Here is a 13,052-nt window from a genome sequence, read left to right as displayed (position 1 = left end):
AGGCCACTCGCACAGATTTCCACGCTCGGCCACACCTTTGTCCCGACGCAGCGAACATGCGCCGAAGGCCGAGCTATGCACCGCCGTCGCCATCGCGCAGCGAATGAATCATGCTCTGCAGAATCCGGAACGCGTCCGACTGCTCGGCCTCGGTCATGCCGCCCAGCATCCTGACCTCGACGGACCGGACCGCCGCGCTCGCCTTCTCCAGGCTCCGCCGGCCGCGAGGCGTGAGCCGCGCGGGAAGCGCCTTTCCGACGGGCGCCTCCGCGGGCCTGGTCACGTAGCCGTCTCGTTCCAGGGTCTGGAGCAGCACGTTCATCGACTGCCGGGTCACGAACGCGCCACGCGCCAACTCGGAGTTCGACAGGCCCGGCCGTTGAGCCAGCAACTCCAGGCAGGAGTAGTGCGTCACGGTCATGCCGAGCGGCCGCAGCACCTCCTCCATGGCCGCACGCAGGGCGCTCGAAGCCTCTTTCAGCAGGTAGCCCAGCGATTTGTCCAGGTCGACGCCGGCACCGTTTTGACTCATGTCAGTATTCTGACATACATTGATGCGTGTCAGGAAACTGACATAGAGAGAAGGAGCAGCACCATGCCCGTCACCGGACCCGACTTCATCTCGCTGCAAGCGCGCGACCTCGACGCTTCGCAGGCGTTCTACGAGCAGTACCTCGGCCTCGTCCGTTCGCAGGCCGGGCCTCCGCACGCCGTCGTGTTCGAGACGAAGCCGATCGCGTTCGCACTCCGCGAGGTCGTTCCCGGCACCGATCTCGCATCCGTTGCCCAGCCGGGCATCGGTGCCGCGATCTGGCTTCACGCCACCGACGTGCAGGCCATCCACGACGCCCTCGTCGCCGACGGTCACACCATCGTCTCCGCACCGATCGACGGCCCCTTCGGCCGCACGTTCACCTTCGCCGACCCCGACGGCTACCAGATCACCCTCCATGACCGCGCCTGAGGCGAGCACCCTGGTCTTCGGGGCTACCGGGGCACTCGGTCGCCACGTCCTGGACGCGCTGGTCGCCCGGGGAACGAGCCCCGAAACGATCACCGCGGCCGGTCGTAACCGAGCACGCCTCGGGGAACTCGCCTCCGCCGGGTTCACCACCGCCGCCGTCGACCTGTCGGATTCAGCTCGCGTCGCAGAGCTGGTTGCCAGGCACTCCGACATCGTGTTGATCTCGGGCAGAGACCCCAACCGCCTTGCTCAGCACGAGTCGGTCATCGAGGCAGCGAAGAAGGCGAATGTCCGACACGTCTACTACACCAGCGGAGTTCGCGCCGACGACGACCGGTTCGAGATCAACGCGGACCACAGAGCGACAGAGGACGCTCTTACCGCTTCCGGCGTGACGTACACGATCCTGCGGAACACCTGGTACATCGAGAACTACATCCAGGCGCTCGCAGGGCCCCGCTTCACCGGCGTTCTCGCCGCGGCGACCGGTGACGCCGTCGTCGCCGCGGCCAGCCGGAAGGATCTGGCCGAGGCACTGGCCATCGTCGTCACCACAGATGGGCACGACAAGGTGACCTACAGCCTCTCCGGCGACACGAACTTCACCTATACCGACATCGCCCAAGCGATGTCGGTCGTGCTGGGACGAGAGGTCACTTACCGACCTGTCACTCCCAAAGAGTTGCAGGTAGCGCTCATCCATTCGGGGATGGACGGCGAGCTGGCCGGCTTCCTGGCAAGTCTCGATGAAACCATCGCCGCCGGGGCTTTCGCTCGGGTCGGTGACGATCTTTCTCGACTCCTCGGCAGGCCGACGGCCGGCCTTGTCGAGGGACTGACGGCAGAGTGAACACCGGGGCCGGCGCAGGCGAGTCGGCCACCTCGGCTCGCGCCGCCCCTTCTCCCGATCAGCGCTTCTGAATCGACACCGTCAGCCCGGAGCACGTCGAAGCGGCCGGCCGGTGAGGCTTCACACAACCGGACCACGGTGCCGGCACGCGTCTCAGCCCGAACAGCCGGTGGCCGAACTCGCGCGACACGCCCCGAGGCTGCACGAGTCGCGGCCGGTCACGCGCTCTCAAGGCCCAGAACGATGGCCTCACGACCGACCGCTGCAACCAGCCGCTACCCAGGTGACATCGTGACCGGCCCCGCGCGAGACCTGCCTGTGAGGGTGTGCGCTCCGGCAATCGGCAGGGTGACCGACAAAGAGGTCCGGACATCCGCTATCTCTCCCGTGATCTCACAAGCCACCAGTCGCACGCCGTTCCTGCTGGCCAGCGCGGACGCCCTGCCGCAAGCCCCCTCGGGATCGACGATCGCCGACCTGGCCGCCGCCAGAGCGCTCAGATCGGCCGCGCTGTCAACCCGATGGCGAGCCACCCGAATCGCCCCCACGGAGGCCAACCCGCCGGCAACCGCCATCAGGAGCCCCATGAGGGCCACTCCCCATAAGGTCGCCGACCCTCGTTCCCTGTGCTTGATCATCCTTCTCCTCGGAGTGATGGATCGGTGAAAGGTCGTCGCTTCGCTCAGCTTTGCGACGCTTCTGCGCCCCCCACACGGACGATCTCCGTGCCATGTCGCGGAGTTGTTGTCTCTTCTTGTGGGTAGAAGACGGCGTAGGGGTTGGAGATTTCGCCCCCCGACTGCCAGGAGGACACGAGGGCTCATGTCCTCCTGGCAGATCTCATTTCGGCAGGCACCTGCGTGACGTCACGGTTCTGTGGCGGCTGTCGCCGAGGCCGACACGCGGACGGCCGGCAGCGAAGCGCCCCAAGCTGGTCGTACATCTACTGCGATCTCTACGTGGGTGAATTCTGCGTCGCGGGCGATCTCTACGTGTGCGTCCGGGCGGGTGGCCGAGCGGGCGAGCTCGCGGACCTGGTCCAGCGGCTCACCTCGGGCTGCGGCGCGCACTGCCGCTCGAGCTGCGTCTACACATTCCAGTTGGACGTTCACCGCTTGTATGGCCCAGAGCGCGGCTGCCAGGACGACCATGAGCGCGGGCAGCATGGCGGCGGTCTCGGCCGTCACCGAGCCGCGTGATGCCGACCGTTGCCCGGTGGTGGCGTTCCGCGTCTGGTGGAGGGTCATCCGGTCATCTTGAGCGCTCGGTCTATGAGGGACTTCAGCATCTCCTGAACCTCCGGGCTGCTGACCACCTTGAACAGGAGCGCGGCGAAGGCGCAGGCCGCGATGGTGCCGACCGCGTATTCGGCGGTGGACATGCCGCGCTCCCGGTTCGCGACAGCGCAGGTGATCCACTTGCCGGGATACCAGCGGGAGGTGCGTGAGCTCTGCCCGGTGGGCCCGCCGGAGGTGGCCGAGGAAGCGTGGCTGGCTTCTGCCTCGACGTTGGAGGGGTCGCCGGCTGCAGGGGGCAGCGCGGTGGTGGTGGTCGGCTCGGTGCAGGCACCGGGCCGGGGTGAAGGAGCTGGAGTGGGGCTGAGGGTGCCTGGCATGGTGGCGGGACCTTGCATCGTGCCTCCAGGTGGTCGGAGCCGGGTCTTGTCCGGCGGGAGTCCAAGATTCGCCGAGAAGGCACAGCCGCCGTCAGGCCGAATGGCGTTCTGGGGATTGTCCGCGGGGCGGCCCTCAGGCTGTGGACGAAGCCGCCGGAGGTCACGGCAGAACGATCGTGGAGGCGAGGCCGGCGATCACCGGGATGATGCCCAGGAGGACGAAGGCCGGCAGGAAGCACAGGCCCAGAGGGGCGACCGCTTTCACGCCCACGGTCCGGGCAGCGGCCAGTGAGGCGGCTCTGGCTGTGTCCCTCGCGTCGTCGGCCAGGCGGGTCAGGACGTCCGCCAGCGGGGCGCCGGTCTGCGCGGCCCGGCTCATGGCTCTCGACAGCTGGCTCAGGGCCGGGTCCTTCGCCAGGGTTGCCCAGGTCGGCTCGGGGTCGGCGCCCAGGCGGAGTTGGCTGCCCACCCACGCCAGACGCTGACCGAGGGGGCCGCCGATCGTGGTCGCGGCCAGGTCGGTGGCGGCGGTCACCGGTTGTCCGGCGAGAAGGCAGGCGGTCATCAGGTCGGCGGCGAAGGGGAGATCGGCGGTGATCTGCTCGCGTTCCTGGCGGGACCGCGGGGGTTCCTTCCTGTGCAGGATCAGGGCGGTCACCGGGGTCAGCAGGAGGGCCACCGCGATTCCTGCGAGACCGCCGATCAGGAGGGCGGTGATCACGCCGGTGATGGCGGCGGTGGTGACGGTTCTGCGGGTCGGGCGGCGGTGGTGGGGGGCCTGCTTGTCGAGCCATTCGGGCCGGGCCGGGGTGTCCGTCGGAGAGGTGGCGGGGCTCGACGGCGGGTCGGGCGAGGGCAGGAGGCGGGTGAGCCGGTCTGCCGGGGTGCGTGGGGCTGACCACAACCAGGTGGCGAGGGCTGCGCAGAGGGCGGACAGCAAAGGGAACATCGGGCGGATCCAGAGTGGTTCGGGCGGGCGGGGATGACGACGACGGGCGGGGATGAGGACGCCCCGGAGAGGAGCACTCGCCGGAGCGCCGGCCTACAGGTCTCACTGGAGTGATGGCCGACAGGTGTCGCATGAGTGCTGAGCTACAGGTCTCGCGGGAGTTTGACCTGCAGGCCTTACGGGAGTCCCGACCCGCAGGTCTCGTGGGGAGTCCCGACCCGCAGGTCTCGTGGGGAGTCCTGGCCTGCAGGTGTCGGGGGCGTGGCGGGTCAGGGTTGGGCCTTGGTGGCCATGCGGTGGGTCCACCACAGGCCGCAGGCGTCGAGGGCGGTGCCGGACAGGAGGCAGAGCAGGCCGGGCAAGGTGCCGAACAGGAAGCTCAGCGGGTGCATGTTGAGCGCTCCCGCCATCAGCAGGCCGAGGACCGGCAGTGCCGCGAGCATCCGGGCTGTGGTGCGGGGGCCGGCCAGTTGGGCGGCGACGTCCTGGCGGTGGGACTGGGCGGCGCGGAGCGTGCCGCCGACTCGTTCGACCAGCGCGGACATGCCGGCGCCCACGGTGAGGCTGACGTCCCAGCAGGCCGCGAGACGGCGGAGGCCCTCGCCGCCCTGAGCCGGAGCCGCTGCCGTGAGGGCCGCGGCGACGTCGCCGCCGTCTCGTGCGGCGGCCAGGGCGGGGCGCAGGGCTTCGGGGTCGGGGAAGTCGACTGCCGTGATGGCTCGGGTCAGGGCTTCGCCGGGGGTGCGGCCCGCGGCGAGCTCGGCCGAGAGCGACTGGCACAGCTCTATGGAGGCGCGGCGCCAGGAGTCGGCGCGGCGGGCGGGGCCGGGGCGGGTGAGCGTGGCCCGGAGCAGGTGTTGCCATGGGAGACGGCGGTGGCGAGCGGTCAGGAGCGCGTGCAGGCGGAGGGCGGGCGTGGCCGGGCCGGTCCACAGCCAGACGGCACAGGCTGTGGACAGGGCCGAGACGATCGCGGCGGTCATCGTCCGGGGGCCTTCATGATGTCCTGTGCAGGAGGGATTCGTAGCCGGGGCCGGTGTGGGAGGAGCCGTTCGGGGCGAAGGTGAGGGCGGGGAGCGATTCGACGAGGCCGGCCGGGGTTCTGGAGAGCAGGCAGATCTCGGCGACGCGCCTTCGGCCGTCGCTGCGGGTGCGGGTCAGGTGGACGACCACGTCGAGGGCCGCGGCCAGCTGGCTGTGCACGGCCTCCCTGGTCAGGCCGGCCGCGCAGCCGAGGGCTTCCAGGCGGGGTGGCACGTCGGCCGCGGCGTTGGCGTGCAGCGTGCCGCAGCCGCCCTCGTGGCCGGTGTTCAGGGCGGCGAGCAGGTCGACGACCTCCGCTCCCCTGACCTCGCCCACCACGAGACGGTCGGGACGCATGCGCAGCGCCTGGCGCACCAGGTCGCGCAGGCCCACCCCGCCCGCTCCTTCGAGGTTGGCCGGTCGGGTCTCCAGGCGGACCACGTGGGGGTGCAGAGGGCGTAGCTCGGCGGAGTCCTCCACCAGCAGGAGGCGTTCGGCCGGGTCGGCCTGGGACAGCAGGGCCGACAGAAGCGTGGTCTTGCCCGTGCCGGTGCCGCCCGTGACGAGGAAGGCGAGCCGGGCGTCGACCATCGCCGTCAGCACCGTGACGGCCGCCGGGGCGATCGTGCCGGCCGACACCAGGTCGGACAGGGTGAAGGTGCGGCGCGGCGGCAGACGCAGCGACACGCAGGTGCCACCGGACGCGATCGGCGGCAGTACGGCGTGCAGCCGGACGCCGCCGGCCAGCCGCGCGTCGACGTAAGGGGATGCGTCGTCGAGCCGGCGACCGGCGGCGGCCGCGAGGCGCTGGGCCAGCCTGCGAACGGCTCCGTCGTCGGTGAAGGTGACGGAGGTGCGGCGCAGGCCGCCGCCGTCGTCGATCCACACCTCGCGCGGGCCGTTGACCAGGACGTCGGTGACGTCGGGACGGGCCAGGAGCGGCTCCAGCGGGCCGGCGCCGATCAGGTCGGCGCACAGGGCGCGGGCCACCGCCAGGATCTCGGCGTCTCCGTAGACCGAGCGTTCGGCCCGGAGCGCCACGGCCACCTGGGCCGCCGTCGGCTCCACGCCGGCGCGCGCCAGGCGGACGCGTACGGCCTCCACGAGCTCCGGGGAGACCTCCTCGGCGGCGCTCATGCCGGCAGCAGGTCGCGGAGGAGGGCGGCGCAGAGGCTGCCGAGAACCGTGCGCGGACCGAGCCTGGGCAGCTCGCCGCGGTTGAGGGTGGCGGTGAGCCTCGGATGGTCGGGCAGGTGGGCGGCGACGGGGATGCCGAGGGACGCCGCGGCCGTCTCCTCGTCGAGGACGCCGGGTCGGAGGACGGCGCGCACGTCGGAGGTGTGTTTGCGGAGCTCGCCCAGGACCTGGACGGTGGACAGGATGCCGCGCAGGTCTGCCGTGGTGACCGTCAGGGTCGTGGTCGCCCTGGTGAGGGCCTCCACGGCGGCCGGGTCGAGATGGCGTGGCAGGTCGACGACGATCAGGTCGAAGCCGCGCCGGCCCGCTTCCAGGACCGAGCGCATGGCCTGGGGCGGGATCGCGGCCACCTCGCCACGATGGAAGGACAGGACCGCGAGGTCGCCGAACGACGGGAGCGCCGCCTGCAGGGCGCTGGAGCTGATCCTTCCCTCCCTCGCCACGAGGTCGCCCCAGCGGGCGCCCGCCGCCTCCTCGTGGCCGAGCAGCGCGTCGATGCCGCCGCCCAGCGGGTCGGCGTCGATCAGCAGCGTACGGAGGCGGTCACCCGAGGCGCGCAGGGCCAGGCAGGCGGCGACCACGCTCGCGCCGGCCCCGCCGTGGCCGCCGATCACGCAGTTCACCGCGCCGGATCGGGGTTCGGGCTCCATGGCGTCGGCGAAGCGTTCCACGAGGTGGCGTTCGTCGCCGGGGAGGCGTACGACGGCCTGGGCGCCCACCGCCACGCATTTTCGCCAGGTGTCGGGGTCGTCGGGGGCGCGGGTCACCAGGAGCACCTGGTCGCGGGCGGGCGGTGAGGTGGCGGAGACGGCGTCGGCCTGGTCGGGGCCGATGGCGACCATGGGGGCGAGGTTCCAGTAAGGGCGGGCGCCGGCGGGGGTGTGGGCCACGTCGAGCTGGGCGCCGGCGGCGGCCGCGATGCGGACCAGGTCGTCGAGGAGGTCGTGGTCCTCGGTGATGACCAGGGGGCGGTGCACGGGGTCCTCCTCTTGCGGGGGCGTGGGAGGTCAACCCTGCTGGGGAGGAGGGACGTCGCGAGAGGGCGAACGGGATTCTGGGGATGACCGGCGCGGGGGCACGTGCCGCCTGTGGACAACCGGTGGGCCCAGGACGACCTGGGGGCAGAAATAGGGCGACCCCCGCCGGGGGGGAGAGCGGGGGTCGCCTGATCGGTCCGGCTCCGGGGGGGTAGAGCCGGTCCCGTTTCAGAAGAAAGCTTTCATCACTTCACCGGAACATGGCAAGAGACTTGCAAACCAAACCCTCACACAGCCGCTCCAGTTTCGGGCGATACCACCGTATGCTGCCCGATCCACTCGAGTTTCGTCGAGCAGTAATCTGGCATTTTCGCCAAGTTTTTTCGCCACCCGATAACGATCACATAAAGGCGATCACTGTCCGTAATCGTCACAGGTGGGTAACGGGTTGGCGTTCGCGGGCGCCGCAACGGAACCCTCCCGGCCGCTCCACGGCTCGGCAAAGGTCTTGCTCCAAGGGGTTCCCATCAGGGCGGATCCGACGTAGAAAGGGGTTACGGACCACTTGTCCGGGTGCATCAGCCGGGCACCCACGCGCGACCAGCCGCGGGAGGCGCGTCGTGACGGGCTTGACCCGCTCCGACGGATTTGAGGTGCACGCTTGGTAACCCGGTGTGATGCACCGGCAGACGGCGTCTCGTACGAGACGCCGTCAGCTATGTGACCAGCCCGTCCGTCAGCCCCGCTGCATCGCTTCGCAGATCGCGGTCGTCTCCCGCACCCCCAGGCTTACCGCCGAGGCACAGTGTTGTACCCACTGGCCGACGCCCTCCGGAGTCCCGGTCAGGTACGCCCGCAGCGCCTCCGCGTACGGCAGCTCCAGATGCCCGATCTCCACGACGACCAGCGACTTCGGGTCGAGCCCGTACTCGACCAGGGTCAGCCGCTCCGCGGAGCGTGCCACGACGCCGTCGCACGTACCGAACGGACGCAGCACCGCCAGCTCGGCGTGCACCACGGCGGCCAGCACGATCGCGGGCGCCTTGCCCGCGCCCTCCAGCAGCCTGAGCAGGGCCTCCATCCGCGTCGCGGTCTCCGCGGCCCCCGGCGCGGGGCCGAGGCCGAGCGGGTCGGGGGCGGAGTCGTCCGTACGGGGGCGTCCCAATGCGGGCTGGTCGGCGAGCCCCGCGGCGGCGACGGTGTGCAGGCGGGCCAGCACCTGCCTCGGTGCCTTCCGCCAGGTGGGACCGAGCCGGCCCATCTCCGCGGACGCCCGCAGCGCCCCCTGGACCAGCGGGTCGTGCACCTCGTCGCGGCGCAGCGCGTCCAGCGGCACGTCGGCGCCCTCGATCGCGGCCGAGGCCCGCGCGCCGCGCAGGGAGGACTCGGTGGACACCGCCGGGCTCGCCCGGCGCAGGACGCGATGCCGGTAGAGCCTGTCGACGGCCTGCCGCGCCTCGTCAACCGCCTCGGACACGCCTGGGAACCGCGCGATGACGGCCAATGGGTCACTCACGAAAACCGACCTTACCGGCGGGTACACCGTGCCCCGCCATGGACCACACCGCCACCGCACAAGGCGTCACACCAAGCCCCGCCACGGACCACACCACCGCCGCACAAGGCGACACACCATGGACCACACCAGCGCCGCACAAGGCGACACGCCATGCCCAGCCATGGGCCCACACCGCCGCCGTAAGGCGTCACACCGTGCCCCCGCCATGGACCGGACCGCCGCCGTATTAGGCGCTACGGCGACCCCCGCATTTTCCCGCCACGCCGAACCGCATATTCTCCTGATTTCAGGATGACAACAGTTCAATTGCGTTTGTCATGCGAGCTGATAATCATGCGGCCACCCACGCGAATCGGTACAGACCTGTCTAGACCTCTTGTGTGGGGAGGCCGTGAGCTGGTGAAGTGGGACCCGACCTATCCCACCTGGCCATAGAAGGAGCACGAAGTGGCCCCGGAGACCCCTGGCAACGAGACCCAGGCGCTGTCCAACCTGCTGCAGGAGAACCGCCGGTTCGCACCACCGGCTGAGCTGGCCGCGGCCGCGAACGTGACCGCCGCCGCCTACGCCGAGGCCGACGCCGACCGTCTCGCCTTCTGGGAGCGCGCGGCCGAGCGGCTGACCTGGGCCAGGCGGTGGGACACGACGCTGGAGTGGAACGCGCCGTTCGCCAAGTGGTTCGTCGGCGGCGAGCTCAACGTCGCCTACAACTGCGTCGACCGGCACGTCGAGGAAGGGCGCGGCGACAAGGTCGCCTACCACTGGGAGGGCGAGCCCGAGGGCGACAGCCGCACGCTCACCTACAACGACCTCAAGACCGAGGTCAGCAAGGCCGCCAACGCCCTGCAGGAGCTCGGCGTGGGCAAGGGCGACCGGGTGGCCATCTACATGCCGATGATCCCCGAGCTGCCGATCGCGATGCTGGCCTGCGCCCGCATCGGCGCGATCCACTCGGTGGTGTTCGGCGGCTTCTCCGCCGGCGCGCTCAAGAGCCGCATCGACGACGCCGACGCCAAGCTCGTGATCACGGCCGACGGCGGCTACCGCCGCGGCAAGCCGAGCGCGCTCAAGCCCACCGTGGACGAGGCCGTCGCCGAGTGCCCGCAGGTGGAGAACGTGCTCGTCGTACGGCGTACCGGCCAGGACGTCGCGGTGGGCGAGAAGGACGTGTGGTGGCACGACCTGGTCGAGCGCCAGAGCGACCAGCACACCGCCGAGCCCCACGGCGCCGAGGACCCGCTGTACATCCTCTACACCAGCGGCACCACCGGCCGGCCCAAGGGCATCCTGCACACGACCGGCGGCTACCTCACCCAGACCGCCTACACGCACGACGCGGTCTTCGACCTCAAGCCCGAGACCGACATCTACTGGTGCACGGCCGACATCGGCTGGGTCACCGGCCACTCCTACATCGTCTACGGCCCCCTCGCCAACGGCGCGACCAGCGTCATCTACGAGGGCACCCCGGACACCCCGCACCGCGGCCGGTTCTGGGAGATCGTGCAGAAGTACAAGGTCACGATCCTCTACACCGCCCCCACGGCGATCCGGACGTTCATGAAGTGGGGCGACGACATCCCCGCCAAGTTCGACATGTCCAGCCTGCGCGTCCTGGGCTCGGTCGGCGAGCCGATCAACCCCGAGGCCTACGTCTGGTACCGGGAGAACATCGGCCACGACCGCTGCCCGGTCGTGGACACCTGGTGGCAGACGGAGACCGGCGCGATCATGATCAGCCCGCTGCCGGGCGTCACCTCGGCCAAGCCGGGCGCGGCCATGCGGCCGCTGCCGGGCATCAACGCCGACGTGGTCGACGACCAGGGCAACAGCGTGCCCAACGGCGGCGGCGGCTTCCTCGTGGTGCGCGAGCCGTGGCCCGCCATGCTGCGCACGATCTGGGGCGACGACCAGCGCTACATCGACACGTACTGGTCGCGTTTCGAGGGCATGTACTTCCCCGGCGACGGCGCGAAGAAGGACGAGGACGGCGACCTGTGGCTGCTCGGCCGCGTCGACGACGTCATGCTCGTCTCCGGCCACAACATCTCCACCACCGAGGTGGAGAGCGCGCTGGTCAGCCACCCCAAGGTCGCCGAGGCGGCCGTGGTCGGCGCCACCGACCCGGTGACCGGCCAGGCGATCGTGTCGTTCGTGATCCTGCGCGGCAGCGCCGAGGAGAGCGACGACATCGCCGCCGAGCTGCGTGACCACGTGGCCAAGACGCTCGGCCCGATCGCCAAGCCGCGGCAGATCCTGGTCGTGCCCGAGCTGCCGAAGACCCGCTCCGGCAAGATCATGCGCCGCCTCCTGCGCGACGTGGCCGAGAACCGCAGCATCGGCGACGTCACCACGCTGGCCGACAGCACGGTGATGAACCTCATCTCCGAGAAGCTGCCCGCGGCCAAGTCCGAGGACTGATCAGGCCACAAGTCAGCTGAGGCGCATGCCCGAACCGGGCATGCGCCTCAGCTGTCTCCATCGGTCGGCGTTATCGTGGGCGATCGGGTAGTTCTGTGAAGAGCAGCGTCCTCGGCGTGTTCGGTGGCGCCCAGCCGTCAGTACGGGATGTTTGACACGGCCACCAGGCCTCGATAGGAGACGTTCATGCCGCAGACTCCCGAGGAAGAATCCCTGGGCTCGCTGGTCGCCCAGGCCAGCAGCCATATCTCCGACCTCGTCCGCTCCGAGATCGAGCTGGCCAAGGCCGAGTTCAAGTTCGACGCCAAGCGGGTGGGCATGGCCGCGGGCCTGTTCGCCGCCGCCGCGTTCATGGCGCACCTGTGTTTGATCCTGGCCTCGTTCACCATCGCGTACGTGCTGGCCCAGTGGCTGCCCAACTGGCTGGCCTTCCTCATCGTGACCGTCTTCTACCTGGTGGCCGCGGGCCTGCTGGTGCTGGTCGGCGTGCGCAGGCTGAAGGGCCTGGCCGGGATGAAGCGCACCGCCAGGTCGATCAAGGGCCTCAAGGAGATCGCGACGCCGGAGGAGCAGACGCTTCCCGTGCCCAGCCCCGAGGGCCAGCCGGTGAGTCGTGATGGCACCTGACGAGACGGTCGTCCAGATCGACGGCCCGTGGACACACCGGGCCGTGCACGCCGGCGGCACCCGCTTCCACGTCGTGGAGGCCGGTGAGGGGCCGCTGGTCCTGCTGCTGCACGGGTTCCCGCAGTTCTGGTGGACCTGGCGCAACCAGCTCGCCTCCCTGGCCCAGGCCGGTTTCCGGGCGGTCGCCGCCGACCTGCGCGGCTACGGCGGCAGCGACAAGCCGCCACGCGGCTACGACCTGCCCACCCTGGCCGCCGACGCCACCGGGCTGATCCGCGCGCTCGGCGAGACCGGCGCGGTCGTCGTCGGGCACGGCTGGGGCGGCCTGCTGGCCTGGACGATGGCCGTGCTCGACCCCAAGTGCGTGCGCCGGCTGGTCGTGGTCTCGGCGCCGCACCCGCTGCGGCTGCGCAACGCGCTGGTGACCGACCCCGGCCAGTTCAGGGCGGGCCGGCACGCGCTCGGCTACCAGCTCCCGCTGCTGCCCGAACGCAGGCTCACCCGGCACGACGCGGCCCTGGTCGGCCGGATCCTGGCGGGCTGGTCGGCCCCCGGCTGGCCCGACGCCGAGACCGCGCGCACCTACCGGGAGGCGTTCCGGATCCCCGCCGTGGCCCACTCGGCGCTGGAGTACCACCGCTGGTTCGGCCGTTCCCAGCTCCGGCCCGACGGCCGCCGCTACGCCAGGGTCATGCGTACCGAGATCGAGGCGCCGACGCTGCACCTGCACGGCGCGCTCGACCCGTGCGTGCTGCCCCGCACCGCCCAGGGCTCCAGCCGGTACGTCGCCGCCCCCTACCGCTGGCGGCTGTTCGAGGGCGCGGGCCATTTCCCCCACGAAGAGATCCCCGACGTGTTCGACACTGAGCTGCTCGGCTGGCTGGCCGACCCCGAGCCCGACCGATGAGGA

General features: G+C 70.7%; 14 protein-coding genes. 5 read left to right on the top strand and 9 right to left on the bottom strand.

Going from position 1 to position 13,052, the window contains the following annotated elements:
• Positions 1–73: 73 nt before the first annotated feature.
• Positions 74–532 (bottom strand): MarR family transcriptional regulator, encoded by a 459-nt coding sequence (locus ABZ459_RS05365; protein ID WP_357966183.1) that lies wholly within the window; start codon positions 530–532, stop codon positions 74–76.
• Positions 533–595: 63 nt separating this feature from the next.
• On the opposite strand from ABZ459_RS05365, the gene ABZ459_RS05360 reads away from it, so the two are divergent.
• Both ABZ459_RS05360 and ABZ459_RS05355 read left to right on the top strand, forming a co-directional pair.
• Complete coding sequence (locus ABZ459_RS05360) at positions 596–964, top strand: VOC family protein (protein ID WP_357966181.1); 369 nt, start codon at positions 596–598, stop codon at positions 962–964.
• On the top strand, positions 951–1,814 hold the full coding sequence (locus tag ABZ459_RS05355; protein WP_357966179.1) for an NAD(P)H-binding protein: 864 nt from the start codon (positions 951–953) through the stop codon (positions 1,812–1,814). Before ABZ459_RS05360 ends, ABZ459_RS05355 begins: the two co-directional genes overlap by 14 nt.
• 275 nt (positions 1,815–2,089) lie before the next feature.
• Here ABZ459_RS05355 and ABZ459_RS05350 read toward each other — a convergent pair whose 3' ends face one another.
• The 8 genes from ABZ459_RS05350 to ABZ459_RS05315 all read right to left on the bottom strand — a co-directional run bounded on the left by ABZ459_RS05350 (position 2,090) and on the right by ABZ459_RS05315 (position 9,091).
• Positions 2,090–2,452, bottom strand: coding sequence for an Rv3654c family TadE-like protein (locus tag ABZ459_RS05350; RefSeq protein ID WP_357966177.1), 363 nt, complete (start codon positions 2,450–2,452; stop codon positions 2,090–2,092).
• Between the two features lie 228 nt (positions 2,453–2,680).
• The gene (locus ABZ459_RS05345) at positions 2,681–3,061 is read right to left on the bottom strand and encodes a TadE family type IV pilus minor pilin (protein WP_357966174.1); all 381 of its coding nucleotides are present in this window, start codon (positions 3,059–3,061) and stop codon (positions 2,681–2,683) included.
• Positions 3,058–3,429: a DUF4244 domain-containing protein gene (locus tag ABZ459_RS05340; protein ID WP_357966171.1), complete on the bottom strand. Its 372-nt coding sequence runs from the start codon at positions 3,427–3,429 to the stop codon at positions 3,058–3,060. The genes ABZ459_RS05345 and ABZ459_RS05340 overlap by 4 nt, the downstream gene beginning before the upstream one ends.
• Positions 3,430–3,589: 160 nt before the next feature.
• Positions 3,590–4,378 carry a type II secretion system F family protein gene (locus ABZ459_RS05335; protein WP_357966168.1) on the bottom strand — a complete coding sequence of 263 codons (789 nt, stop codon included), beginning with the start codon at positions 4,376–4,378 and terminating at the stop codon, positions 3,590–3,592.
• A 269-nt stretch (positions 4,379–4,647) separates the two neighbouring features.
• Positions 4,648–5,361, bottom strand: a complete 714-nt coding sequence (locus ABZ459_RS05330) for a type II secretion system F family protein (protein WP_357966166.1) — start codon at positions 5,359–5,361, stop codon at positions 4,648–4,650.
• Positions 5,362–5,374: 13 nt separating this feature from the next.
• Positions 5,375–6,538, bottom strand: a complete 1,164-nt coding sequence (locus tag ABZ459_RS05325; RefSeq protein ID WP_357966164.1) for a TadA family conjugal transfer-associated ATPase — start codon at positions 6,536–6,538, stop codon at positions 5,375–5,377.
• A complete protein-coding gene (gene ssd / locus ABZ459_RS05320) occupies positions 6,535–7,575 on the bottom strand; it encodes a septum site-determining protein Ssd (protein ID WP_357966161.1) in 1,041 nt (346 codons plus the stop codon). The genes ABZ459_RS05325 and ssd overlap by 4 nt, the downstream gene beginning before the upstream one ends.
• Before the next feature lie 736 nt (positions 7,576–8,311).
• A complete protein-coding gene (locus ABZ459_RS05315; RefSeq protein ID WP_357966159.1) occupies positions 8,312–9,091 on the bottom strand; it encodes an oxidoreductase in 780 nt (259 codons plus the stop codon).
• Positions 9,092–9,541: 450 nt separating this feature from the next.
• Here ABZ459_RS05315 and acs point away from each other — a divergent pair, with 450 nt between their 5' ends.
• From acs to ABZ459_RS05300, 3 genes are all read left to right on the top strand, one after another.
• Positions 9,542–11,515, top strand: a complete 1,974-nt coding sequence (acs, locus tag ABZ459_RS05310; protein ID WP_357966156.1) for an acetate--CoA ligase — start codon at positions 9,542–9,544, stop codon at positions 11,513–11,515.
• A gap of 186 nt (positions 11,516–11,701) precedes the next feature.
• Entirely contained in the window at positions 11,702–12,142 is a 441-nt protein-coding gene (locus ABZ459_RS05305) for a phage holin family protein (RefSeq protein WP_357692590.1), read from the top strand.
• Positions 12,132–13,049 carry an alpha/beta hydrolase gene (locus ABZ459_RS05300; RefSeq protein WP_357966154.1) on the top strand — a complete coding sequence of 306 codons (918 nt, stop codon included), beginning with the start codon at positions 12,132–12,134 and terminating at the stop codon, positions 13,047–13,049. Before ABZ459_RS05305 ends, ABZ459_RS05300 begins: the two co-directional genes overlap by 11 nt.
• The last annotated feature ends 3 nt before the right edge of the window (positions 13,050–13,052 follow it).

The organism is Nonomuraea sp. NPDC005692 (assembly GCF_040631115.1).
Lineage (GTDB): Bacteria > Actinomycetota > Actinomycetes > Streptosporangiales > Streptosporangiaceae > Nonomuraea.
Note: the sequence above shows the minus strand (reverse complement) of the source record. Positions and strands in the feature narration are given on the sequence as shown.